The sequence below is a fragment of the Shewanella chilikensis genome, assembly GCF_037953065.1.
GTDB classification, from domain to species: Bacteria; Pseudomonadota; Gammaproteobacteria; order Enterobacterales; family Shewanellaceae; genus Shewanella; species Shewanella chilikensis.
The window spans coordinates 3,532,800-3,556,121 of record NZ_CP149966.1 but is presented as its reverse complement, the minus strand read 5'-3'; the positions used below and the strand labels follow the sequence as shown (position 1 = coordinate 3,556,121).

22 protein-coding genes are annotated in these 23,322 nt (G+C 51.9%); 10 read left to right on the top strand and 12 right to left on the bottom strand.

Translation table 11 applies throughout. The annotated features are described in order from the left end of the window. Nucleotide 1 precedes the first annotated feature (1 nt). Nucleotides 2–1,618, bottom strand: coding sequence for an AMP-binding protein (locus WKR14_RS16185; RefSeq protein ID WP_339086913.1), 1,617 nt, complete (start codon nucleotides 1,616–1,618; stop codon nucleotides 2–4). Nucleotides 1,619–1,840: 222 nt separating this feature from the next. Between WKR14_RS16185 and WKR14_RS16180 the strand changes: the two genes are divergently transcribed. After that, nucleotides 1,841–2,410, top strand: coding sequence for an NADPH-dependent FMN reductase (locus WKR14_RS16180; protein ID WP_186265367.1), 570 nt, complete (start codon nucleotides 1,841–1,843; stop codon nucleotides 2,408–2,410). 49 nt (nucleotides 2,411–2,459) lie between these two features. Here the strand turns inward: WKR14_RS16180 and ccoG are convergent, their stop codons facing one another. The 3 genes from ccoG to WKR14_RS16165 form a co-directional block, all read right to left on the bottom strand. Next, nucleotides 2,460–3,866: a cytochrome c oxidase accessory protein CcoG gene (gene ccoG, locus WKR14_RS16175; RefSeq protein ID WP_335922933.1), complete on the bottom strand. Its 1,407-nt coding sequence runs from the start codon at nucleotides 3,864–3,866 to the stop codon at nucleotides 2,460–2,462. A 184-nt stretch (nucleotides 3,867–4,050) separates the two neighbouring features. Beyond that, entirely contained in the window at nucleotides 4,051–5,472 is a 1,422-nt protein-coding gene (locus tag WKR14_RS16170) for a sigma-54 interaction domain-containing protein (RefSeq protein ID WP_224867906.1), read from the bottom strand. A gap of 84 nt (nucleotides 5,473–5,556) precedes the next feature. Beyond that, nucleotides 5,557–6,006: a thioredoxin family protein gene (locus WKR14_RS16165; RefSeq protein ID WP_339086909.1), complete on the bottom strand. Its 450-nt coding sequence runs from the start codon at nucleotides 6,004–6,006 to the stop codon at nucleotides 5,557–5,559. A 293-nt stretch (nucleotides 6,007–6,299) separates the two neighbouring features. Here WKR14_RS16165 and WKR14_RS16160 point away from each other — a divergent pair, with 293 nt between their 5' ends. Further along, nucleotides 6,300–6,917 (top strand): LysE family translocator, encoded by a 618-nt coding sequence (locus tag WKR14_RS16160; RefSeq protein ID WP_101055706.1) that lies wholly within the window; start codon nucleotides 6,300–6,302, stop codon nucleotides 6,915–6,917. Here the strand turns inward: WKR14_RS16160 and WKR14_RS16155 are convergent. Together WKR14_RS16155 and WKR14_RS16150 are read right to left on the bottom strand one after the other, a co-directional pair. Continuing rightward, nucleotides 6,906–7,805 (bottom strand): LysR family transcriptional regulator, encoded by a 900-nt coding sequence (locus WKR14_RS16155; RefSeq protein ID WP_335921526.1) that lies wholly within the window; start codon nucleotides 7,803–7,805, stop codon nucleotides 6,906–6,908. The genes WKR14_RS16160 and WKR14_RS16155 overlap by 12 nt on opposite strands. A gap of 191 nt (nucleotides 7,806–7,996) precedes the next feature. Next, nucleotides 7,997–8,323, bottom strand: a complete 327-nt coding sequence (locus tag WKR14_RS16150) for a DUF3144 domain-containing protein (protein WP_101055704.1) — start codon at nucleotides 8,321–8,323, stop codon at nucleotides 7,997–7,999. A 332-nt stretch (nucleotides 8,324–8,655) separates the two neighbouring features. Here WKR14_RS16150 and ung point away from each other — a divergent pair, with 332 nt between their 5' ends. From ung to WKR14_RS16120, 6 genes are all read left to right on the top strand, one after another. Then, nucleotides 8,656–9,324: a uracil-DNA glycosylase gene (gene ung, locus WKR14_RS16145; RefSeq protein ID WP_101055702.1), complete on the top strand. Its 669-nt coding sequence runs from the start codon at nucleotides 8,656–8,658 to the stop codon at nucleotides 9,322–9,324. Between the two features lie 484 nt (nucleotides 9,325–9,808). Continuing rightward, on the top strand, nucleotides 9,809–10,834 hold the full coding sequence (locus WKR14_RS16140) for an ABC transporter substrate-binding protein (protein ID WP_146226007.1): 1,026 nt from the start codon (nucleotides 9,809–9,811) through the stop codon (nucleotides 10,832–10,834). Further along, complete coding sequence (locus WKR14_RS16135) at nucleotides 10,831–11,838, top strand: iron ABC transporter permease (RefSeq protein ID WP_339086905.1); 1,008 nt, start codon at nucleotides 10,831–10,833, stop codon at nucleotides 11,836–11,838. The genes WKR14_RS16140 and WKR14_RS16135 overlap by 4 nt, the downstream gene beginning before the upstream one ends. Continuing rightward, on the top strand, nucleotides 11,835–12,575 hold the full coding sequence (locus WKR14_RS16130) for an ABC transporter ATP-binding protein (RefSeq protein ID WP_339086903.1): 741 nt from the start codon (nucleotides 11,835–11,837) through the stop codon (nucleotides 12,573–12,575). The genes WKR14_RS16135 and WKR14_RS16130 overlap by 4 nt, the downstream gene beginning before the upstream one ends. 40 nt (nucleotides 12,576–12,615) lie before the next feature. After that, nucleotides 12,616–13,425, top strand: a complete 810-nt coding sequence (locus WKR14_RS16125) for a class I SAM-dependent methyltransferase (protein ID WP_339086901.1) — start codon at nucleotides 12,616–12,618, stop codon at nucleotides 13,423–13,425. A 108-nt stretch (nucleotides 13,426–13,533) separates the two neighbouring features. Beyond that, nucleotides 13,534–15,537 (top strand): TonB-dependent receptor plug domain-containing protein, encoded by a 2,004-nt coding sequence (locus tag WKR14_RS16120; protein WP_206194640.1) that lies wholly within the window; start codon nucleotides 13,534–13,536, stop codon nucleotides 15,535–15,537. 83 nt (nucleotides 15,538–15,620) lie between these two features. On the opposite strand, the gene WKR14_RS16115 is transcribed toward WKR14_RS16120, so the two are convergent. After that, nucleotides 15,621–16,181, bottom strand: coding sequence for a PepSY-associated TM helix domain-containing protein (locus WKR14_RS16115; protein WP_339087759.1), 561 nt, complete (start codon nucleotides 16,179–16,181; stop codon nucleotides 15,621–15,623). Then, nucleotides 16,171–16,641: a DUF4920 domain-containing protein gene (locus WKR14_RS16110; RefSeq protein WP_224867896.1), complete on the bottom strand. Its 471-nt coding sequence runs from the start codon at nucleotides 16,639–16,641 to the stop codon at nucleotides 16,171–16,173. The genes WKR14_RS16115 and WKR14_RS16110 overlap by 11 nt, the downstream gene beginning before the upstream one ends. Before the next feature lie 283 nt (nucleotides 16,642–16,924). On the opposite strand from WKR14_RS16110, the gene folM reads away from it, so the two are divergent. Next, a complete protein-coding gene (gene folM, locus WKR14_RS16105; protein ID WP_198552049.1) occupies nucleotides 16,925–17,632 on the top strand; it encodes a dihydromonapterin reductase in 708 nt (235 codons plus the stop codon). Between the two features lies 1 nt (nucleotide 17,633). Here folM and WKR14_RS16100 read toward each other — a convergent pair whose 3' ends face one another. From WKR14_RS16100 to WKR14_RS16085, 4 genes are all read right to left on the bottom strand, one after another. Then, nucleotides 17,634–18,521, bottom strand: coding sequence for a universal stress protein (locus WKR14_RS16100; protein ID WP_339086897.1), 888 nt, complete (start codon nucleotides 18,519–18,521; stop codon nucleotides 17,634–17,636). Between the two features lie 124 nt (nucleotides 18,522–18,645). Then, nucleotides 18,646–19,620: a LysR family transcriptional regulator gene (locus WKR14_RS16095; RefSeq protein WP_339086895.1), complete on the bottom strand. Its 975-nt coding sequence runs from the start codon at nucleotides 19,618–19,620 to the stop codon at nucleotides 18,646–18,648. A gap of 155 nt (nucleotides 19,621–19,775) precedes the next feature. After that, on the bottom strand, nucleotides 19,776–20,534 hold the full coding sequence (locus tag WKR14_RS16090) for an outer membrane protein OmpK (RefSeq protein WP_101055682.1): 759 nt from the start codon (nucleotides 20,532–20,534) through the stop codon (nucleotides 19,776–19,778). Nucleotides 20,535–20,577: 43 nt separating this feature from the next. Beyond that, nucleotides 20,578–22,356: an aryl-sulfate sulfotransferase gene (locus tag WKR14_RS16085; protein WP_224867894.1), complete on the bottom strand. Its 1,779-nt coding sequence runs from the start codon at nucleotides 22,354–22,356 to the stop codon at nucleotides 20,578–20,580. Between the two features lie 391 nt (nucleotides 22,357–22,747). On the opposite strand from WKR14_RS16085, the gene WKR14_RS16080 reads away from it, so the two are divergent. Then, nucleotides 22,748–23,311 carry a DsbA family protein gene (locus WKR14_RS16080; protein WP_101055734.1) on the top strand — a complete coding sequence of 188 codons (564 nt, stop codon included), beginning with the start codon at nucleotides 22,748–22,750 and terminating at the stop codon, nucleotides 23,309–23,311. Nucleotides 23,312–23,322 lie beyond the last annotated feature (11 nt).

The following is a 23,322-nucleotide window of genomic DNA, read 5'->3' as shown; positions in this document are numbered from 1 at the left end:
CTTATTTGCGCAGTTCACGCCTGAGTATTTTGCCGACCGTGCTCTTGGGCAACTGGGCGACAAACTCTATCATTTTGGGCACCTTGTAGGCCGCGAGTTCTGCCCGGCAGTGGGCCTCAATGGCTGCTTGAGCTTTGGCGGCATCGACCTCGGGCTTGAGCACTATTACCGCCTTGACGGCTTCACCGCTGCGCTCATCTTCAACTCCGATAACCGCGCATTCAAGTACCAACTCGCAGCGGGCCAGCACGTTTTCGACTTCATTGGGGTAAACATTGAAGCCGGAGACGATAATCAGATCTTTCTTGCGATCCACTATGCTGTGATAGCCATCTTCACTCTCAATGGCGATATCTCCTGTCTTGAAGAAGCCATCTTCTGTCATCACAGCCGCAGTTTCATCGGGCTTTTGCCAGTAACCACTCATCACCTGAGGGCCGCGCACCGCGAGTTCACCGGCTTGACCTGGCGGCAGGGGCTGGTCATTGCCATCGAGAATTTGCACTTGAGTTTCGATAACCGGCTTGCCTATGCTGCCCAGACGTTCAAGCCCCGGCGCGTTGAGGGAGATAACCGGTGAGGTCTCACTCAGACCATAACCTTCAGATATGGTGCAGCCTGTGGTTTGTTGCCAGAGTTTGGCTGCGGCTTCGGTGAGGGCGGTACCGCCTGAAATGGTGATCTTCAGATGGGAAAAGTCCAGTTCACGGAAGGCTTGCTGATGGCACAGGCCAACAAAAAGGGTGTTAAGCCCGGCAAATCCGGTAAAGGGATATTTGCCCAAGGTCTTGATCAGCGAGGCGATGTCCCTCGGGTTGGGAATGAGCACTGTCAGGGCGCCGCGCTCAAAATAGAGCACCAGATTCACCAAAAAGGCGTAAATATGGTAGATGGGCAGTGGGGCGACGAAGATCTCTTCCCCCTGTACCAGGTTGGCGCCGATACGGGATTCACATTGCATGGCATTGGCAATCAGGTTTTTGTGGCTGAGCATGGCTCCCTTGGAAAGGCCTGTGGTACCGCCCGTGTATTGCAGCGCCACCAGATCGTCCAGCTTCAGCTTTACTTCGGTGAACTCCAGCTGACGTCCCTGTTCAAGAACCTTGGTAAATTCGAGGTTTTTCAGGCCGGTTTTGGGCTGAATTTGCGGCTCGATAAGATCCAGCGGATGAGTGGATATCACAGTTTCAATCGGGGTGCTGGCAACGACTTTGGCCAGAATCGGCAAGAGATCTGACAACACCACCAGCGCCTTGGCGCCGGAATCCTTGAACTGATGGATCAATTCCCGTTCGGTATACAAGGGGTTGGTATTTACCAGCACCAGGCCTGCGCGAATCGCGCCATAGGCGGCAATAACGAATTGGCTGATATTGGGCAGTTGAATGGCGATACGATCGCCGACTTGCAGCTGGGTGTTGTGCTGCAGGAAAGCGGCAAAGGCGCGTGAATCCCTCTCCAGTTCCCGAAAGCTGATGGCCTTGCCGAGGCAGGCAAAGGCGCTCTTGTCGCCGTAACGCTCACAGCTGCTGACTATCATATCCGCAAGAGAGTCATAGCGGGAAAAATCCAACTGAGTCTGGCTATCGTATACCTGATTCTGTATCACTCTTGTCATCACCTTTTCCTTTGGAATTTATTATTGTTATTGGGTTTTGAATGCTTATCCAGCCATGATGTTAACTTTGGCCCGTGCTTCCCCCGACACTTTCTGCACCTTTTGGGGTGCTTAGTAATGATCAGAGTTCAGGTTAGAGGCAAAGCGCGGCCAAGGCAATGGTGCCAGATGAAAAATCCTCTGCAATAAATGGGTTAATTGACTGTAATTAAGGATAAAAACATGCAGCAACTGCGGATAAAGTTTATTTCCGGTAGCCTGAGAAAAGGCTCGTTCAACACCCGTCTAGCCCATTATGCCGCCGCCGTGGCCGCCGAGCTGGGGCTGGAGTCTGAGGTGCTGACACTGAATGCGTTTCCCATGCCCCTGCTCAATCAGGATGACGAGGCCGAATTTGGCGCCCCCGAAGCTGCCGTGGCACTCAAGAGCAAGCTGTTGCAGAGCGATTGTCTGGTGCTGGTATGTCCTGAGTACAATGGATCCATTACCGCGGCACTGAAAAATGCCATCGATTGGCTGTCCCGTCCGGCAACTCAACCTGCGGGTAATGTATTTGCCGGTAAATGGGTGGCCTTGATGGCGGCAAGCCCGGGGGCACTCGGGGGGCTCAGAGGTTTGACCCCGGTCCGTGAGCTGATGTTTAACCTGGGGGCGCTGGTATTGCCCGAGCAGTTGGCGCTTGCCAAGGCTCACGAAGCCTTTACCGAAGATGGTTCTCTGCTGGGAGATGACCAGCAGAGCAAGGTGAAAAGCATACTGCAGGGGCTGATTGCCCAGCAGAGAAAAGGATAAAAAAGCGGGCGGCGAAGCCGGGTGAAACACTTCGCCGCCCTGAGGCAACTCAAGGGGCAAAAAATACCGACTTCTGGCTGACGCTATTATCTGGCGCATCGGCCTCAAGCACTTTAAACAGCAGATTGCTGCGGTTGTTGTCGATTTGCGCCACAGGCACAGTCAAGGTCAGCGGCAATTCATACTGCTCGCCGGCGGCGATGTGAACGCGATTGGTCGACAACTGATAGGGCAGGGCGCCGCTGATCTCTATCCGGTATTGCTTATCCTGCTGGGTCTTATTGCGTATTTTCAGCAGATAGCTGTTTTCTATGCCGTCATCCAGGGTTTCCCGGTACAGGCTCTGGCGGTCGCGGATCACATTGAGCGTGATGGGATCCCGCGAGTAGATATCCAGCCCCATGGTGCAGAGTATCGCCAGCAAGGCGGCGCCATAGCCAATAAAGCGTTTGCGCTGCCATAGTGGCGGAGTTTGCCTGGTCAGTGACTCTTCACTGGTATAGGAGATGAGCCCGGGGCGATAGCCAAACTTGCTCATGGTCTGATCGCAGGCATCGACGCAGGCGCCACAGTTGATGCACTCATATTGCAGGCCGTTACGAATATCTATCCCGGTTGGGCACACCTCGACGCAGAGATTACAGTCGACACAGTCGCCAAGCTCTGTGGCTTGCTTGCGTTTTCTTGGGCCACGGCTTTCACCGCGCTGGGTATCATAGGTCACTGTCTTGGTGAAGGAATCGAACATGGCTGATTGGAACCTTGAGTAGGGGCAGCAATGCAGGCACATCTGCTCACGCATCCAACCGGCATTGAGATAGGTACACAGGGCAAAAAAGTACACCCAGGCGCTATCCCAAAAACCGGCGGAGAAGGTAAAAATCTCCGGATACAACTGCTTGGCCGGTACAAAGTAGGCGATAAAGCCACAGCCGGTGAGCAGTGAAATCAATATCCACAGCAGGTGTTTGCCGCCGCGTTTGCTGGCCTTGCTGAGGCTCATGGGCGAAGCGTCCAGCTTGATCCTCTGGTTACGGCTGCCTTCCAGTTTCTCCTCTACCCAGGCAAAGCCGAATGTCCAGGCGGTTTGCGGGCAGAGATAACCACACCAGACCCGGCCCCAAAACAGGGTCACAAAAAACAGGGCAAAGGCCGCGGCGATAAAGAACCAGGCCAACAGGGTAAAATCCTGGGGCCAGAGGCTAGTGCCAAAAAAGTAAAACTGTTGATTGGCCAGATCGAACCAGATGGCTTGCCGCCCCTGCCAGTCGATAAAGGGCAGTAACAGAAACAGGGCTATCAACAGGGCGTTAAGGCCGCTGCGCCAGCGCTGAAAATAACCGCGTTGGCTACGAAAGTGGATTTTACCGCCTTGGTGGCTGCTTTTCTTGTCTTGGGGGGAGGGGATAAAAGTGACCGGAATCGCTTCCGATGACTGTCTTGCCTGTTGAACCATGCTATTTCCTGAATGACGACTGACATACGGCTAGGCAATCGCAAGAGACGTGCCAGTTCCAATACAGGATTAACTTGTTGATTTATATCTAATGTTTGTTTGGGTGCAGGGGAATTAACTCACGACATAACGTGAGTTGGCGATATGTCGTGACTTTTTCTGCCTTGAATCCCCAGTTGTGGCTTCAACTACCCTGGCGGCAGATCCCCAGCTTCTGCATCCGCGATCTCAAGGTGCTGGGGGGCAGCCCCAGACTGCTGGCCGCACCGCGTGGGCCGGATATTCGCCAGTGGCAGGCGTCCAGTGTCGCTTTGATATGAGCTGCTTCCACTTCGGCCAGAGTCTGACCCACAGTTGGCAGCGGCGTATCGCTGGGCAAGGGAGCGAGATGCAGTATCGGCTCGCGGGCAAGGATGGCTTCCCGTTCCAGCAGGTTTTGCAATTCACGTACATTTCCCGGCCATTGATATTGCATCATCCGCCGCAGACTATCGCCATCAACGCCCGCCAGGGGTTTACCCAGTTTCAATGACAGGCTCTTGAGCAGTTGTTGCACCAGCTCAGGGATATCTTCCCGCCGCTGTCTCAGTGCCGGGACCTTGAGCGGAAAGACATTGAGTCGGTAGAAGAGATCCATCCGGAACAGCCCTTGCTCCACCCGCTGCTGCAGATCGTGATGAGTGGCGGCGATCAGTCGAATATCCACCTTGATACTGTCGCTGCCGCCGACGCGTTCAAACTCCTGCTCCTGAATGACCCGCAGCAGCTTGGATTGGGCCTCGAGGCTGAGTTCGGCCACTTCATCGAGGAACAGGGTGCCTCTATGGGCCAGTTCGAAGCGCCCCTTGCGCCGCTGACTGGCACCGGTAAAGGCGCCTTTCTCATGGCCGAATAGTTCGCTCTCCAAGAGTCCGGCAGAGAAGGCGGCGCAGTTGACTGAGATCATCGGCTTGTCTTTGCGGCTGCTGAGTCTGTGCAACTGGCGGGCGACCAGCTCCTTGCCTGTGCCATTTTCCCCCTGGATCAACACGGTACTGTCGGTATTAGCCACCAGGCGCAACTGTTTGAGCAGGGTTTGGATCATCGGGCTGTTACCGGCAATCTCCTGGGTGCCCGTCTTGTCTTCCAGCTCGGCCTGCAGCCAGGAGTTTTCCGAGGCCAGTTGTTCCGATAGCGCCTGTACCTGTTCCAGCGCCTGACGCAGCGACAACTCAGTCTGCTTTTGCAGACTAATGTCGCGAAATATCGCTACTACGCCCTTGAGCTTACCGTCCTGCCAAACTGGGGTGGAACTATAGTGTACGGGAAAGCAGCTGCCGTCCTTGCGCCAGAAGACTTCCGTGGTTATTTCTCTGGCTTTGCCATCTTTGAGTGTCTGATAGATGGGGCAATCTTCGTGGGGATAGACACTGCCATCGGCGTGGCTGTGATGGTGAAAGTCGTGGATCTTGCGCCCCAAGAGTTCGGCGGCGCTCCAGCCGGTCATCTTCTCGGCCGCCGGGTTAATAAAGACGGCATTACCTTTAAGATCAAAACCATAAATGCCTTCACTGACGGCATTGAGCAAGAGGCGGTTTTCGGGCAAAAAGCTGTTTGAGTCAGACAAGGGCGGCTCCTTCGGCACTGAGGTCTGCGCCAGTATAGAGCCGCTTACCGGGCTTGCAAGTACAAAGGCACGATATATCGTGCCTTACTGGCTGATTTGAACATGAGCCAGCACCTTGAGCAGATCCTTGACCGTCAGGACGCTGGGCATTACGACCCCTTCGGGCACGGCCGGGCCATGGATGCGGTTATAAGGCACCCCGGCAACGCCCTGGGAGCTGAGATAGTTGGATACCGCCGGGTTGGGCTTACTGAGGTCGCCACGCATCAATACAATATTCGGCTCGGCCAGCGCCCTGACTATCTGCTCCCTATGGAGCACATTGGCCTTGTTGGCCTGGCAAATCAGGCACCAATCGGCACTCACATCGACGACGACTGTCTTGCCTTCGGCCACCAGAGCCGGGATTGCCTGGCTGTCTAGGACTTGCCAGCGCAGCTCCCGGTAAGCTTCATAATCTTCGCCGCGATACACAAAACTGACCACGGCGGCGACACAAAAAGCCATTCCCCCCAATGCCAGGATCACCGCCATGGGGATCTTGGCGCCGCGGCGTTTTTTTGATTAGCAGCAGCACAATCACCGCTATCAGGCTGAGCAGAGCCAATATGCTGAGAGTAAGTATCATCCGGGCCTCAATGGGTTTAGGGAGCTATATGGGCGCTCAGTATAGTCAGCAAGCCTTAAAACTAATTGAAAATTGGCGGCTCGAAAGCGCTGGCTTCATAGAGTATATTGACCAACCTGTTGCGAAAGGTGCTTGTTCTATATGAGGCGGGTGTTTGCACAAGACAGGGCAAAATGGTGTGTTTCATTGAGGGGGAACAATGAATTGGAGTGATTGGTTGGGACTGGTGGCTATCTCGTGTTTGGGGGCCATGTCACCCGGGCCGAGTCTGGCCATGGTGGTGCGTCACACCTTGGGTGGCGGTCGCAGTCGCGGCATTACCTGCGCCTGGGCGCATTCTTTGGGGATAGGTGTTTACGCCTTTATCACCCTTTTGGGTTTGGCAGTGGTACTGAAACACACCCCTCTGCTGTTTAACGGCATCGCCATATTGGGGGCGCTTTATCTTGCCTGGCTTGGGATTCAGGCACTGCAATCCAAGGGCGGCATGCAGCAAAAACTCAGTGCCGGCAAGCCGACGAGCATGCTGACAGCCGCCCGCGATGGCATTGCCATTTCGCTGTTCAACCCGAAAATTTTGCTGTTTTTCCTGGCCTTGTTCAGCCAGTTTGTCGCCGCCGCAGACAGCCTGCTGGGACGAGGCATCATAGTCTTGACCCCTATGCTGGTAGATGGCCTCTGGTACACCCTGATAGCCTTCCTGTTGTCTCAACCAAGGGTACTGCCCAAGCTGAGAGAAAAGGCGCAGTTGATTGACCGCCTCAGCGGCCTGGTGCTTATCCTGTTGGCCGGGCGGGTGATCTATTCACTGCTGTGATTGCAATGCCTGCTCGAGATGTTCCCTGAGGGCGATAACCAAAGGACTGAGCTGACGTCTGTCGGCGCAGAGCATATTGAGCGGTGCTTCTTCACCGCGCCACTCGGGGCAGAGTTGCAGCAGTTGACCATTTTTCAGCTCTTCACTGATATCGAGCCGTGACTTGTAGGCTATGCCTTTGCCGGCCACGGCCCAGCGCCGCACCAACTCGCCATCATCGGCGACTCTATCGCCTTTGACCTGCACAGTGATTTGGCCCGACGTTGACTGAAAATGCCATCTGCTGTGAGTCGCATCGGCCAGCATAAAGCACAGGCAGTTGTGCTGTGCCAGTTCCTCTGGGCTGCCCGGCGCACCGAACCTGGCAATATAGTCGGGAGAAGCGCACAACACCCTGTCATTTTGGCGGCAAAGCGGCAGGGCGATAAGCGCCGAGTCGGCCGGCAGGCCGTAGCGGATCGCTATGTCGACGGGTTGGCGGTAGATATCCGTCAGGCGATCGCTTATCTGCACCCTGATACTCACCTGCGGGTGGCGTTCCATAAATTCATCCAATATCGGCAGCAAAAGGTTGCGGCCGAGATCCGATGGCAATGACAACTGCAACTTGCCCTTGAGCAGGCTCTGCCCTCGTTGGATCGCTTGAAAGCCGTCGTCGAGAATATTCAGGGCTTCATTGCAGTGCTGCAGAAAGATTTCGCCTTCCTGAGTTAGACGTAGGCTGCGGGTAGAACGAACAAAGAGTACAGTGTTGAGTTGGGCTTCGAGGCGCTTGATGGCGGCACTGGTGGCGGCCGGAGTCAGATCAAGCAGTTGTGCCACCCGCGACAGGTTGCCCTGTCTGGCGGTTTCGCTGAATATTTTCAAGTCCTGCAATGCTCGTATCATGCGCGCTTACCGAGAATAGTCCTGTTGATGACTCTGGTATTTATGCCTGTAATTGGCAGATATTCAAATAAATTTTGAAAGTGTCGCGGAAGAAACAGAGACAGTGATGCGGCTGACGGGATCGAGAAGGACAGAGCCGGAATGGTGTAATAGTGCGGGGACACAGGCCCCGCAGCGGCAATAAACGGAACTCAGACTTTGAATTGCTGCACGGCATTATCGGCCGGTTCGGCAGCTTCTTCGCTGTTGACCACAGGAGGATTGGCAATGTGATCTTCCAGGTTGTCATCCAACATGTCGCGATATTCGGCGGTAAACCACTCCAGGGCATTGGCTTTTTCGGCGCCCAGATCGGCAGACTTGATCGAGGCTTCAAAGGCGTTGAAGCGGGCGGCGGCAAATCTCAGGGCGGTGCCAACCTTGCCGACGTCGCCTTCTTGCTGGGTCAGTTCATTGGCGAGGGCGATAAACTGATCTGCTAACTGGAATATGGTGGTTTGGTTGCTGGCATCTGACATACTATATTCGCTCTTGCTAAGCCAAAGATTGAGGGCCGATTCTAACCTAAAAAGGCGCTGTGCCAAGGAAAAATATTGGCGATTGGGATCTGAATCCCCGTGCCTGCTTGCCAAGATCCTGGCATTTGGGCAAAAAGTTGCTTCAATAGTGGCTGCAGTTGTTGTCACTGAAGTCTGTGTTCGTGGGTTATCTTGGCTTACTCCTCAAGAGGTTGGCTTGCAAAATTAACTCAGGTTCCTTCGAATACAGGCCTCAGAGTCTATGCTCGGCGCTTGTATCCCGCAGTCGGCGCTCTTAAGCTATGGCCTCTTTTACACAGAGGATTATCACCATGGCGCTTTCCACTGACTGGCAGGCATTTATCGCCGCTGAACAACAGGCCCCTTATTTTCAGCAACTCAGTGAGTTTGTCGCCGCAGAGCGCGCCGCCGGCAAGGCCATCTTTCCATCCGAGAAAGAGGTGTTCAGCGCCTTTGAGCTGACACCGCTGGATAAGGTGAGAGTGGTGCTTATCGGTCAGGACCCTTACCATGGTCCAGGGCAAGCCCATGGCCTGTGTTTCTCGGTCAAACCCGGGGTGAAGACACCGCCTTCGCTGGTCAATATGTACAAGGAATTGGCGACTGACATCCCAGGATTCGTAATCCCGGATCACGGCCATCTTGTGAACTGGGCCAAGCAAGGGGTCTTGATGCTCAATACTGTGCTGACGGTGGAGCAGGGCAAGGCGCACTCCCATGCCAAAGCGGGCTGGGAAACCTTCACCGACAGGGCTCTGCAGCTGCTAGATCAGCGTGACGAGCCGATTATTTTTGTGCTCTGGGGCAGTCATGCCATTAAGAAAGGCAAGCTTATCAAGGCGCCGCAGCACAAGATCTTAAGCGGCCCGCATCCTTCGCCTCTATCAGCCTACCGGGGTTTCTTTGGTTGTGGCCATTTCTCGGCCATCAATCAGCAACTCAAGCAGTGGCAGCAAGCGGAAATAGACTGGCAGGTGTAGGACGTATCCCCGGAATCCCTCTTGATTCTGTAAACTTTGAACTGCTTCGCGCAGGCCGGCAGTGACGGACTATTTCGCCCATGTACGCCATGGTGCCGATATAAATCATATACTGTGCCTGTGCGGCGACTGAGGTCCGAACTATCCCGACCAATAATGCTCAACCAGCCCCGAATGCATCTATGGGAACATAGGCTGAAGCCACGGTTCTGCCTTTATAATCCGTGAGCTGCAAAAAACATACTTTGATTGTGTGATTGCTCGGTTCGAGAAAGGAGCCGGTGCGGATACGCTTGCCTATGTTTGCCAAATAACTCTCTGCCTTTTAAAGCATTTCTTCCACGCGCTTGTATAGCGTTTTTAAGGGTTTGCTGTTGTAAATCTTTTAATTGTGATCTCCATCCATTGCCAAAGTGGGTGGATAAAGGTAATTTTCAGCGCTATATATTTTTGTATATATCGATTGGCGGTGAGGATAACAAGATTGGATAGAAGGAGTGTTATTAAGGGCGGCTTAAGTCTGGGCTTGCTGGCCTTTTTGCCGATGCTGGCCAATGGAACTGAGCTGACCTCAAACGGGCAATTGTCACTGCCACAGGCTAAAGATATCAAGCGGGTGGTCAGTGCCGGCGGGCCGGCGGACCTGCTGTTGCTGGCCTTGAGTCCGGAAAAACTGCTCGGCTATGCCCACCTCAAGCCGGCCTTGTTACAACAACATGGCTTTGCTCCGAGTCTATGGCAAAAGCCCAGACTGGGCCGTTTGGTGGGGCGCAATGCCAGCCTTTCACTGGAAAAGCTGATGACTCTGGATGCGGATCTTGTCGTCGACTATGGCAACCTCAGCCAAAACTACCAGTCGATGGCACAAAAGGTGGAACGCATCAGCGGTGTGCCGTTTTTGCTGCTTGATGGCTCACTCGCAGGTACTGCGGCACAACTGAGAAAACTGGGGCAGGTACTGGGAGTCAACGAGCGGGCCGATTTTGTTGCCAAGCGCACCGCCGAAATCCTCAGTGATGCCAGAGAGTTTGGCCGCAGTTTGGCGGAGCCGCTCTCTTTTTACTTTGGCCGCGGGGCCACTGGGCTTGAAACCGGGGTTACAGGTTCCATTCATACCGAAGCCATAGAGCAGCTTGGACTTAAGAATGTCGCCAAGGCCGGTGACTATCGCGGCTTGGCCAAAGTCTCTTTGGAGCAATTGATGGCCTGGGAGCCTGAGCTAATCATCAGCCAGGATCCCGCCTTTATCCACTATATTCGCCAAGACCCTGTCTGGGGCACGCTGGCGGCTGTACGCAACAAGCGGGTCTATTGGTTGCCGAACAAGCCCTTTGGTTGGATTGACTCGCCGCCGGGAATAAACCGGCTGCTGGGGATGAGTTACCTTAGGTTGCTGTTGTCCGGCGCTGATGAGCAGGCCAAGCAAGCATTGGTGAAGGATTTCTACCGCGATTTTTACCACAGTGAGCTTAGTGGAGAGCAGGCTGCCAATCTGCTGCACCCCGCATGAACGACAGAATCAAATACCCACTGGCAGCCGGAATTTGTCTCAGCATTCTCTGTTTTGCTGCGGCCAGTGGCCAGTATCCTCTTAGCTTGGTACAGCAGGGGCAGGCGCTTTGGCATGCCATCGGTGGCGATGTGGCCGCCCTGGACAGCAAGAGCATCAGTGTCTTTTGGCATTTGCGGCTGCCCAGAATTTTGGCGGCGCTTATGATTGGAGCTGGTCTGGCCGCCAGCGGCGCCGCCTATCAGGGGATGTTCCGTAACCCTTTGGTGTCGCCTGATATTCTGGGCGTTTCTGCCGGGGCCGGCCTGGGGGCTGTTCTGGGCATCTACCTGGATTTACCGGTTTACAACATCCAGCTATTCGCCTTTCTCGGCGGTTTGCTGGTGGTGGCTCTGGTTTGTCTGCTGGCACGGCTTAGTCGTCAGGGCGATCCAGTATTGTCTTTGGTTCTGGTGGGCATAGCTATTGGCGCCTTGTGCGGCGCCGGAATTTCATTGATGAAATTGTTGGCCGATCCCTACAGTCAGCTGCCTTCCATTACTTTCTGGCTGATGGGCGGGTTGTCGGATATTACTCTGGAAGATCTCAAGTCCAGCCTGCTGCCCATGATACTGGGATTGATGCCGTTAATGCTGCTGCGCTGGCGTATGAATCTGTTAAGTCTGGCCGACGATGAGGCCAGCAGTCTCGGGCTCAACATAGCAAAAACCCGGCTGATATTTATTCTGGCGGCCACACTGCTGACTGCGGCGGCGGTATCCATTGCCGGGATCATAGGTTGGCTCGGGCTTGTGGTGCCGCATATCGCCCGCCTGCTGGTGGGCGCCGATTTCAGACGCTTGTTGCCCATGTCCATGCTGCTGGGCGCCTTTATGTTGCTGCTGACCGACACCCTGGCGCGCACTCTGGCGCCAATCGAGTTGCCGCTGGGGATTTTGACCGCGTGTATCGGCGCGCCCTTCTTTATGTTTTTACTGTTAAGAGGCGGAGGCCGGGGCCAATGATAGCGAGCATGCAAGGTGTCACAGTGGGCTATGCCGGTAAGCCTTTGCTGGCGAATGTAGAGCTTTGCTTGCCGGAAGCTGAAATCGTCTGTTTGCTCGGATGTAATGGCAGCGGCAAGACCAGCTTATTGAAAACGCTGCTTGGCTTGCTGCAACCACTGGCCGGTGAGATAAAGATAGCCGGCAGGCAAATTCATCAATGGTCGCAGCGCGAGCTGGCACAACAGATGGCCTATGTGCCACAGGCACAGTTGAGCCGTTTTTCCTTTCGGGTGTTGGAAATGGTGCTCATGGGCTGTCAGTCGCGGCTGGGGCTGTTTGCCGTGCCCGGCGCCAATGAGCAGAAGCGGGCGCTGGCGGTTTTGAAACAACTGGATATAGCTCACCTGGCCGATTGCGCCATGGATCAGATAAGCGGCGGCGAACGCCAACTGGTTCTGATTGCCAGGGCCTTATTGCAATCGCCAAGATTGCTGGTGATGGATGAACCGGCCGCCAGCCTGGATTTCGGCAATCAAATCAAGTTGCTGGCTCAGGTTAAACGACTCAAGCAGCAGGGAATCGCAGTATTGATGTCGACTCACCACCCACGTCATGCCGAGCTGTTGGCCGATAGTGTGGCTTTGGTGGAACCCGGTCATGGCCTGAGACAAGGCGCGGTGGCCGGGCAGTTGCAAGTATCAGGACTGGCGCAGCTCTATGGCGTCAGTGAATCTGCGATTGCCGAGCACCTTTGAGGTGTAGACGGGAGCGCTAAATTTTAAGCAAGGTGATTTCATGATAATAGAAGAGCTGGACTTTGCCGCCATGTACCGCGAGCACCTGCAAAGGGCGGAACGCACCCACAAGAGTGCCGAACATTGGGACAAACGGGCCGAGAAGATGGCCGAAAACTGCGCCAGACCCAAGGACAGTTACTTGGAGGGCTTTTTCAAGCTGATGGACTTGAGTGATTGCGACACGCTTTTGGATATGGGCTGTGGCCCGGGCTCTGTGTGTCTGGGGCTGGCCGACAAGATGCGGGCCGTCTATGGCCTGGATTACAGCAGCGGCATGTTGGAAGTGGCCAAGCGCCGCGCCGATGCGGAAGGCTTGAGTAATGTCACTCTTATCCAAAGAGCCTGGGAAGATGATTGGAGCGATATCCCCGTGTGTGATATCGCAGTGGCGTCGCGCTCGACTCTGGTGGGCTGCCTCAAGAGTGCCCTGGAAAAGCTCAATCGCCAGGCCCGTAAAAGGGTTTATACCACACATACCGTCAGCTCAACCTTTATCGACCCCGCCATTATTCAAGCCATAGGTCGTAAGGTGGTGACTCTGCCTAACTATCTGTATGCGGTGAATATTTTGCAGCAGATGGGCATTAAGCCCAAGGTGGACTTCATCGAGTCCAGTGGTTGCATGAACCAGGCCGAGAGTTACGCCCAGTTTGAAGACAACGTTGCCTGGTCGCTGGGGGCGCTGGATGACGCCGAAAAACTGCGGTTGCAGGAGTATTATCAGCGTCATAAACAACAAGGCAAACCTCTGCGAACCGGCGATCGCAGCTGGGCCATGGTCTATTGGGATGTGATACCCCAGGCCTGAGTCAGAGTCTGATTAGTTATTGCCCGGACTCGCATCGAGCTCCGGGTATTTTTTCAATAATCGATATATAGATATTTATATATCGATTGAATGTTGAAGGTCTGTAGTATGAAACCAAAGCACTATTACTCTATTCTGCCGCTGATGCTGGCTTCTCCGTTGGCGCTTGCCGATGGCAGCGTGGCTGAGCCTGAGAGTAAAAACGAAACCAAAATAGAAAGGATCAGTGTCTGGGGCAGCCCGATTGCCGCCAATCAGGACAGTATCAATCAAGATACCATCAAGATGCTGAATAAGCAGAACGTGGCTGAGGCGCTGAATATTATTCCCGGGGTTAGCCTGCAAAAATCCGGTCGCCGGAACGAGGTACAGGTCAAGGTTCGGGGTTTTGACAGTAGGCAGGTACCGCTGTTTTTCGATGGGGTTCCGATTTATATCCCCTATGATGGCAATCTGGACTTAGGGCGGTTTCTGGCATCGGATCTTGCCTCGGTGGAAGTCTCCAAGGGGTATGCTTCCTTGCTGCAGGGGCCGAATATGATGGGCGGTGCCATCAACCTGACGACCCGCAGACCCAAGAATAGCTTTGAAGCACAACTGAGCGCTTCCCAAGGTTGGGCCCGTGGAGAGGACAACGGTTATAGCCTGGATGCCAGCTTGGCCGGTAGTAATGATTGGGGCTTTATCCAATTAAGCGGCAACAAGCTGGACAAAGACTTTGTCGGCCTGTCCCACGATAACGACAACCCGATTGCCGGCAGTGACGGCAAACGCGCCAACTCGGCATATAGTGATAGCCGCGGCACCGCCAAATTGGGTCTGACTCCCAATGAAACCGACGAGTACATCTTTACCTATATCCGTCAGGAAGGGGAAAAGAACAGTCCGCCTTATGCCGGCACGGAAGCCGATATTCGTCCTACCTATTGGCAGTGGCCGCAGTACGACAAACAGAGCTTTTACTACAGCGGCTATACAGAGTTCAGCCCTGGGGTTGTGTTGCACAGTCGCCTCTATCGTGATGAATTTGAAAACACTCTGAGGATATACAAGAGCCTGGAAAACCTGCAGCAACAAAAAGGCCCCTACAGTCATTATGACGATGCCAGCAATGGTGCCGGTCTGCAGCTCAGTATCGATATGCGCAAAGACGACATCTTGTCGTTTGCCGCTCACTGGAAGGAAGACCTGCACAAGGAACAAGGGGAGCCAGGCGGTGAGTTTGACAAGTACAAGGACAGAACCCTGTCGGCGGCAGTGGAGTATCAATGGGCACTAAGGGATAACCTGGATCTGGTAGGGGGCATCAGCTACGACTCCCGCAAGAGCCTTGAAGGCTACAAGCATGAAAAGGATGGCAGCCTGACCCGCTATGAAGACAACTCGCAGCACGCCTTCAATTGGCAAGTGATGGCCCGTTATGAATTGGCAAACCTGGATACACTGCAGTTGTCTCTATCCCAGCGCAGTCGCTTTCCGACATTGAAAGAACGCTACACCACTTTCAGGCCCGCCTATGGCCAAACCGCCATAGTCAACCCGCATCTGGAGCCTGAGCGGGCGACTAACCTGGAACTCAGTTATCAGGCAACTCTGGCCGCTAATTGGCAACTGGACAGCAGTGTCTACTATAACCGGGTGTCCGATGCGATTTTGACTCATAACATTACCCCGACGCTTATCCAAAACCGCAACAGCGGCAGGGTAGATTACAGCGGGCTGGATCTGGGGCTTTATGGCGATCTCAGCGATTGGGCCAGTGTTGGTCTGAGCTACAGCTATATTCACGCCGATGTTGAGGATGAGCAGCTCGATGTTACCGGCCTGCCGGATCATCAACTCTTTGCCTGGGTTAAGCTGACCCCGCTGGATAAGCTGGACATCATCCTGAGTCAGGAAGCTCGCAGCGACAGCCTCAGTAGCTCCAGAGGTACTCAGGTAGCCAGTGGCTTTGGTGTGACCGGCATTCGCTTCGATTATCGTCTCTGGCAGGGGCTGAGTGTTAATGCCTCGGTCAATAATCTGTTTGACCGCAACTATGCCTACAGTGAGGGCTTCCCCGAGGAGGGACGTAACTATTGGCTGGGAGTGGAGTACCGTTTCGGTCGTTAAGCCTTTCAAGGGGAGAGAAAACGGAAGAACCCGGCTATGACCGGGTTCTTTGTTATCTAATAGTGTTTTTTGCTCAGAGAGCGTTAGCGCAGCAGAATAAACAGCAATGGCAGCAGGATGCCCGTGAGAGTCAGCCAGGTCTTGCGGCTCTTGAGCAGGTTGCCGCTACGTAACATCACCAGCGCTGATAATGCCAAAAACAGCAGCATGGCGGCATAGATGTCGGCAATCCAGGTCCAGGCGTCACGGGCATGGTTGAGGTGCAGATAGTTGAGCGCCTGCAGCAATGGTCTGTTGTTTACCATCTCGGCCGAGACAGTATCGGATACCAGGTTGGCGCTCAGCAGGCTGCCGTCTTTGAGAAAGACTTGATACTCATCGGCGCTGGCGCGGTAACCGCTGCGGATTTTATCCTGCAGTGAAAAGTGGCGCCTCAATAGGCTTTGAATGTCATTATTGCCCAGAGAAGGACTCAGTCCTTCGACCCGGCTCTCACTCTGGGTTATCTGGTAGTTGGGGTTCCAGTCGTTGATATGATTGACGGCAATCCCCGAAATGGCATACACCAGAGTCATACCTATGCATAGATACCCTAGGTCTCTATGTAATAAACGTATCCTTTTGCGCAGCGTATTACTCAGCATCACGGATTTCGACTCCGTATGGATGCAACTGATAGAAAGTCACTGCTTGAGTTACGGACTCAGGATCGAAGGGCTTGTTGTGTTGCTGGGCCTGATGCCCGAGATAAGCGCGGGTCTGTTCGAGATCCAACTTAATTGCCTCTAACGCTCCGGTAGCATAGGCTTTTTGTCCTCTGGCACTGATGGGAAAGACCATCTCACCGTCACGAACCTTGACTCTCAAACGATCAAAGCTGTCGTCGGTTGCCAGCTCCATCCAGCAGCCTCGCTTACTGCACACTGAGACTATGGTGCCTTCCACTGTGAGCTCCTTACCCAGATAGTCATGCGGCGATGCCATCAACGTGGAAATGGGCACCAAGATATTCAGATTGACCGGTTCGCCGAACAGGCTGTCGGCACTGTAGGCCAGAGGGGAAATAAACAGGGCTGCCAATAAGATTAACTGATTGAAACGCATGGGAGGTGACCTTTGTAGTTGAATTTTTAACTGATAATACTGGGTATTTGTATGACGATACTGTTGAAGCGAGCACAGGTGTAGCAGTATTTATGGCATTGAAATTCAAATATGCGAGCGGGTTGGCACTTTGCCGATTAGTCAAGGTTATCTGTTTATTTTCAATAGGGTTTCTAAGATGTTCAGATTAGCACCTGCGCTCAGATGAGAGCATAGTCCGAGACTGGTCAGAGTGCGGCCTAACGTGAAACAATAGTGTGACTGAAACATGAAAGGAAAACACATGCAGCCTATTTTGATCACCGGTATAGGAAAGCGTCTGGGACTGGCAATGGCCAAGGACTTGATGGCTCAGGGCTATCCACTTATCGGTACCTATCGCAGCCACTATACTGCTATCGAGGATCTCAAGGCCGCGGGCGCCGAGCTGTATCGAGTGGATCTTTTGCAAAATAGCGAGATCAAAGCCTTTATTGCCGAGGTAAAAAACAAGCACGAGTCTCTGCGGGCAATCATTCACAACGCCTCGGATTGGATGCCGGAGCGGCCTGACACAGACGCCGCAAAGGTTTTTGACAGCATGATGCAGATCCACGCCTCTGTGCCTTATCAGTTGAATCTGGCACTGGCGCCGCTACTGGAGACTGATGAGATAGGCTGCCGGGATATCATCCATATCAGCGATTATGTGGCGCAGAAGGGCAGTAAGAAGCACATAGCCTATGCCGCCAGTAAGGCGGCGCTGGATAATTTGACCCTGTCATTTGCCGCCAAGCTGGCGCCGGGTGTCAAGGTCAACGGCATAGCGCCGGCACTGATGCTGTTTAATGATCAGGATGATACTGCCTACCGGCAAAAGGCGCTTGCCAAGGCATTATTGCCCAAAGAGGGCGGTGAGCAGGAGATGCTGACCGCGGTGAAGTATCTGATGAGCAGTCGCTATATGACCGGCCGCACTCTGTCGCTCGATGGCGGGCGGCCACTCAAGTGATTCAATGCAGTAAGGGGCAACTGGGTTTTAACGCCAGTACATCGCAGCGCAGCTGATTGAGCATCTGTTCTGAGGCGTGGCCGTTGAGTTCACTCAACAAGCCCCTGTGTTCGGCCGCCCCCATGATGACTATGTTGCTGTGCCATTTTTGAGCGGCTTCCGGCACCACATGATCCGGCATGCCGCTGGCCAGATGTAACTGTTCGTCACTCAAGGCCAAAGGCCTGGCAACCTGTCGCAGTTTTTGCCACTGGTTGTCCTTTAGTGAACGACAGCCGAGTTGCTGGTTATCGAAGGCCATGCTGATGTCTGCTTCCTGATAGCAATTGAGCAGATGTAATTTTTGCTTTAGTAATCCGGCAAATTCATTGGCTTGTAGTAACAAGCTGTGATTGAAATGGGCATGATCTTCCGTGTCTTCATCCAACTCCAAAGCCGCCAGTAACGACCCTTGTTGTTCCCAAGGGGAGTCGCTGACAAACATCACCGGCAGAGACACACGTTGCAGCAGTTGCCAGTCATAGGTATGGCCCAACTCACACTGCAGGGCTGAGTAACTGTGATGCTCTACCAACAGCAGATCGTAATCTGCTTGTTTGAGCTCAATAAGAATGGCGGTAGGCAGATCTTTGGCCTGACATTGCTTCACGCAAAGGTTCAACTCTCTCGATGGATAATGGGGGCGTTTTTCTCTTAGATGGGAAACCAAGGACTGTGGATGCACTTTTTGCTGTAACCACTGACCAATACCCTGATACTGGGGTGTTTTGACTCTGAGTAATGTGAGCTCGGCATGGCTGGCATTGGCTAGTTGCACCGCCTTTCTCAGGGCCAGCTTTCCTCTATTGCTGTCGTCTGAAACGGCCAGCAGGCGTGTAAAGACACTCATGATCCTATCCTCGAAGCCAAGTCTAATCTTGGCTTCGTATAAGTCTAGTCATACCAGGCTACGCCATCAGATCCTTTTGCTCTTGAAATGCCTGTCAATAGTGGCTTTTGCTCTGTTTGGTTGCTTAGGCTTGGTTGCAGATCAGTGACTCCAGCAGCTGATATTTACGGCAGGCAAAATGACGGAATGATTCGCTGATAAAGCTGATTAACCAGTCGGACTCCACTGAGCCGTAGCGAGCGGAAGAGATATAAAGTTTATAAATAAACTCTACATCGGATAGACTGCTTGGTGCTTTCAGTACACAAAGCTCAGTACCTATTTCTTCCAGAGGGAAAGCCAGTGCCGAGGTATACACCAGGGCGTTACTGCTCTTCAGCACTTCGATTATCTCACTGATGCTGCTAATTTTGGCTCTGATCTTGAAGTGTGGAAATTTGAGCTTCATGGTCTTTTCGATCAGGGATTGTCCATAAGAGTTGAAACCGCACAAGTCGTGCAATACCACGGGGAAATCCAGTAGATCCTTTAGATCAATATGTCCTTTCTTCGCCAGGTAATGATCATGACGCATAAAAAAATACCTGCAACAGGGCAGTAGATCCACCTTATAGAGAGAATTGAGCGAGGTTTGGTTAACGTGAATACCAAAGTTGATAGAACCGGTGAGAATTTCATCAAAGCTATTTTGATTCCAACTACGGGTACAAAGTACCATTCTAGGCGCGATTTGATTGGCTTGTTCTATTAACTCTGGAAACCAGTTACAGATAGTATTATCGGCCGCAAGCCATACTTCCTTATCGATATTCATAGGTGAAAAGTCACAACTGTTTAGCAGATCATCCTCAATCCTTAATATAATATCCTGAACAGTGCTTTTAATTCTGTTGCACTTTTCTGTTGGGGTGAAGCCGTATTTTGTTCTGACAAACATTTCATCATTAAATATCTGTCTTATTTTTTTTATATGATAGCTGATTCCAGATTGAGTCAACCCTAATTCTTGAGCAGCAATACTGGCATTTCCATGTTCCAGGATAAGCCTTATTAGTTGAAGGTGAATTAGAGATAGGTTATTTATATCAGCTTTGTTCATGGCCTGTTCCCCTTTTTATATAAGATAGTATATAAAATGGAGATTTACTGTGACCCGTGTCCATCAAGAGTGATATGTGTTTTAATGTTGCCAAAGATAATAATGTGATCCTTATTACCTTTGGCATGCTTTATGTGTTATTTATTTGGTTTTTTCTAAAATTGATATCCTAGCTCGAATAACAGTTCGCCTCCATGGTGAATTGAACCGCCCCAAGCATCACGATACTTATATGCCAATGACGCTGAGGCTTGTGGTAGGAATTGATAATCTAATCCCAAAATTGCTTGATAACCTGAATCCCGATAAAGGAAAGTTGCCACTTGTTCATCACTGCGATCGAATTGGGTCTCAAAGTAAAATTTACCCAGTAATTCTTGAGTCACAGGATAAGCTAATTGCACCACGGCGGCATAACCACTGCTGCCATTAAAGTCTTGCTGGGAGGCATCCATATCGCCCCAGGCGTAGTGGGCGCCTATCGCCATGGTTCCTTTGAGTTTCTGCCATTGGATGTCGTAAGACAGGCCGTAGTAGAAGTTTTCTTCGGTACGGTTTTTATTGTTGGCCGTAAAAGACTGTAGCCAAAGGTTAAAGGGGGTATCGCCCAGGTTATAGTCCAGTTTTAGCCAGGACTTGACCGTAGCACCGGCCTTATTGCCTTGCTGATTGTCATTGTCGTCCAAGGGGTTTTCCAGTGTCAGCCAAGCTGCAAAATCGCCCCAACTGGCGCGGGTAGTGTTGGTAAAACTGAGATAACTCTGGCTGTAGAGATTGGGGTTATTGTCTTTGGCATCCAACAGGTGTTCATAGCCGACTTTGATGCCATTTTGTTGTTGGAACACCTCGGCTTGGGCCGTGGGGATCAGTAGCAACAAGGGCAATAGCCGTAGTAATGAAGTCCTTACTAACATGGTGTTACCTTAGGCCGGGAAGCTCCCGGCCGTTAAAGTCAAATCAACGTCCGAACATCTTCGCCGGTTCGATAAACAGGCCGCGGTAATGGGGCTGGCCCGCCTTGTCGGAAAGGACATCGATTTCCAGTTTCACTTCCTTGGTGCGGTAATCAATCTCATTGAATTTGCCTGTGACTCTGCCGGGCTCAAACAGATTGATAGAGCCACCAAAACCAAAAATGGTGTTGTGGTCGGCAACGTATTCCACGTTGGAAGTGATAGGGCTATACCACTCGTAGCCCCGTTCTTTACCGTATTCCCAGGTTTGCTGCACTGTCATATTGTTTTCGTCGATTTTGTATTCCACAAAGCGACTGTATTTCTGGCTGGGTAAAGCGGGTTGGGTATAGTGGCGGCCATCACCGTTATCAAACACTGTTAAGGTGCCTTTGCTGCTGAGCCAGGCTGTGTGCTGGGTATAGGTGAAGTCAAAGTCGCCTTGGCAATCACCTTGTTCAGAGCAGGAGATGGCTTTGCCTTTGGCATCGACAGGTTTAAGGAGCTTTTTGGCCAGCTCTCCCTTCCAGCCTATGCTGGGGGTGAGGATCCATTTGACCTGTTTATCGCGGGTGATCTTCACTACCCCTTGGTGGCGCAGGGATAGAATGATGCCGTCATCTTTAGGATCGTAGGAGATGGAGTTGACGTGGGCCCAGTTACGACCAGCGGCTATACCTGGAATATCGCCATAGGGAGCATCTATCTTCATTTCACCGGCGGCTTGACCGGCGTGGTCGAGATCCACGTTGACGCAAACAGCGCCCATATCCAAGGCCTTGAGCAAGGCATCACGGTAGGGGTCGAGAATCTTATTGAGATCCCAGACATCAACCAAATTCCCCTGTTGGTCTACTTCGAGGATATGATCCCTGACTGTATGCACCTTGTCCCCTTGCTGGTTGACATAGTTAGTCTTGGCGCCCCTGAGTAATAGGTTGCCATTGGGCATAGTTATGCTTTCATGGGACAGGTCCTGATAGCCTCTTGGGATCTTGAAGTCGATAATTTTACCCATCAAGTCCAGATAACCGAAATGCTGACCTTGGACAAAGCTCAGATTACCGCGGCCATCCTTTCTCAATCCCATCAGATAACCGCGTTTGTTGACGTCAATGTCACGGCCATTATAAGTGGCATCCTGATCCAACCACCAACGTGTTTCGCCCTGTGTATCAATGATATAGGTTAGTGGTGCCATATCGAATGTCATGGCGCCCAATGCCGGAGTTGACTCGAAAATCCCGGCATCCTTACCCTTGACCCCGGACCAGTGCAGATCTGAACCTTGGAATACCATGGTGTGGGAGTTAACCAGCAGCAGCCTGTCTTTAAAATTTTTATCGACTTTCCTGATTTTTACTTCCTGCATCGAAGTAATATTACGGTTATCTATGTACTTGTTCTCGAGTGCACTGGTGAGAATTTCATATTTATCGCTATATTTCTTACCGTCGAGAGTGAAGTTAACACTGACCTGATTCTTATAATCGGCATAGAGGCCGAAAATAGGAATACCGTCATGTCTGTTAATAGTTTTGGGACCGACCGGATAGGAAATACTGACTCCATTCTTACCTTTTCCGGCCACGGTAACGTTAACATCGGACACTCGCTTGCTACCCAAATCGACTAGGGCCGTGAGTGGCGAATTACCATAGGGGTTGACAATAATCCCTCCTAAGTTTCCAGCTGGCGGTGCTGGGTAAAAACCAGCAGCAGAGACAGAAGCCGATAAACCAATACCTAATACTACAGCCAATGAAGTGAGTGACTTTTTCATATCATCATCCTTTGTTTTTAATTGACGCTTATTAATTAAGTTGAACGGAGAAATTTAATTTGAGGTCATAGTCACATTTGGTTTTTTTAATGTTTGGTTAATGTTTTGTTTGTGCTCTTGTTTACGTCTTGACTTATCACTTCAAAAAATTTGATTTACCTTATTGGTTTGTTTGTAATTCATTATTTTTTGAAATCCATATTGGTTTATTTGAATTCTGTTGTTTATTTTGTTGTTACTCACAGTGTCATTAATTATCTGGGGTGGCTTGTTGTGATTGGTTTTTATATTGGCATTATGGGGTTGAATCTGATTGATGGATAAGAGGTCGAAAATGAAATTTATTAATAAAATTGTAGTGGGTGCTTTTTTACTGGGAAGTTGCAATGCAATGGCATTGGATTTGGAAGAAGGAAACCATTATCAAGTTTTACCGGAAAATGTTCAGTTTCAGGTTAATAAACAGGTAACCAAAATTTTTTCTGTCAACTGCCCGTTCTGCTACAAGTATGAGAAGTCTGTTGTTCCCGGGATGGTTAAAAATTTGCCATCCGGCGTGGATTACGATGCTTATCATATTTCCAGTAAATCGCCTTTTGGTGCCGAAGCCTCTGAGGTCTTGGCGGTGGCCAAGGTGTTAAGTGAAGACAAATATAAAGCCGCCAAAATGGCTTTATATGCCAGGATCCACGATAAGAAGGCCAAGTTTACCAGTGGTGATGAGCTCATCCGTTTTGGCCTGAGTCAGGCCGGGATCTCGCAAGAAGAGTTCAACCGTCTCAAGGGTACTCCCGAAGTGAAACAACTCCTGGCCAAGTGGGACCAAGGGATTGCCATCGCCAAAATCCAGGGGATCCCGGCGCTGGTGGTCAATGGCAAGTATCTGATCAATACCAAGTCGATTCGCAGTATGCCTATGCTGGACGAAATGATCCTTGAATTGTCCAAGAAGTGAGGATAATGCAG

What these genes read in the sequence shown, in the direction of transcription:
- WKR14_RS16115 (WP_339087759.1), bottom strand. Translation starts at nt 16,181, where the DNA reads ATGCTGAGTAATACGCTGCGCAAAAGGATACGTTTATTACATAGAGAC.
- folM (WP_198552049.1), top strand. Translation starts at nt 16,925, where the DNA reads ATGCAGCCTATTTTGATCACCGGTATAGGAAAGCGTCTGGGACTGGCA.
- WKR14_RS16125 (WP_339086901.1), top strand. Translation starts at nt 12,616, where the DNA reads ATGATAATAGAAGAGCTGGACTTTGCCGCCATGTACCGCGAGCACCTG.
- WKR14_RS16160 (WP_101055706.1), top strand. Translation starts at nt 6,300, where the DNA reads ATGAATTGGAGTGATTGGTTGGGACTGGTGGCTATCTCGTGTTTGGGG.
- WKR14_RS16095 (WP_339086895.1), bottom strand. Translation starts at nt 19,620, where the DNA reads ATGAACAAAGCTGATATAAATAACCTATCTCTAATTCACCTTCAACTA.
- WKR14_RS16100 (WP_339086897.1), bottom strand. Translation starts at nt 18,521, where the DNA reads ATGAGTGTCTTTACACGCCTGCTGGCCGTTTCAGACGACAGCAATAGA.
- WKR14_RS16165 (WP_339086909.1), bottom strand. Translation starts at nt 6,006, where the DNA reads ATGGCGGTGATCCTGGCATTGGGGGGAATGGCTTTTTGTGTCGCCGCC.
- WKR14_RS16180 (WP_186265367.1), top strand. Translation starts at nt 1,841, where the DNA reads ATGCAGCAACTGCGGATAAAGTTTATTTCCGGTAGCCTGAGAAAAGGC.
- WKR14_RS16080 (WP_101055734.1), top strand. Translation starts at nt 22,748, where the DNA reads ATGGCATTGGATTTGGAAGAAGGAAACCATTATCAAGTTTTACCGGAA.
- WKR14_RS16090 (WP_101055682.1), bottom strand. Translation starts at nt 20,534, where the DNA reads ATGTTAGTAAGGACTTCATTACTACGGCTATTGCCCTTGTTGCTACTG.
- WKR14_RS16120 (WP_206194640.1), top strand. Translation starts at nt 13,534, where the DNA reads ATGAAACCAAAGCACTATTACTCTATTCTGCCGCTGATGCTGGCTTCT.
- WKR14_RS16155 (WP_335921526.1), bottom strand. Translation starts at nt 7,805, where the DNA reads ATGATACGAGCATTGCAGGACTTGAAAATATTCAGCGAAACCGCCAGA.
- ung (WP_101055702.1), top strand. Translation starts at nt 8,656, where the DNA reads ATGGCGCTTTCCACTGACTGGCAGGCATTTATCGCCGCTGAACAACAG.
- ccoG (WP_335922933.1), bottom strand. Translation starts at nt 3,866, where the DNA reads ATGGTTCAACAGGCAAGACAGTCATCGGAAGCGATTCCGGTCACTTTT.
- WKR14_RS16135 (WP_339086905.1), top strand. Translation starts at nt 10,831, where the DNA reads ATGAACGACAGAATCAAATACCCACTGGCAGCCGGAATTTGTCTCAGC.
- WKR14_RS16130 (WP_339086903.1), top strand. Translation starts at nt 11,835, where the DNA reads ATGATAGCGAGCATGCAAGGTGTCACAGTGGGCTATGCCGGTAAGCCT.
- WKR14_RS16150 (WP_101055704.1), bottom strand. Translation starts at nt 8,323, where the DNA reads ATGTCAGATGCCAGCAACCAAACCACCATATTCCAGTTAGCAGATCAG.
- WKR14_RS16185 (WP_339086913.1), bottom strand. Translation starts at nt 1,618, where the DNA reads ATGACAAGAGTGATACAGAATCAGGTATACGATAGCCAGACTCAGTTG.
- WKR14_RS16085 (WP_224867894.1), bottom strand. Translation starts at nt 22,356, where the DNA reads ATGAAAAAGTCACTCACTTCATTGGCTGTAGTATTAGGTATTGGTTTA.
- WKR14_RS16110 (WP_224867896.1), bottom strand. Translation starts at nt 16,641, where the DNA reads ATGCGTTTCAATCAGTTAATCTTATTGGCAGCCCTGTTTATTTCCCCT.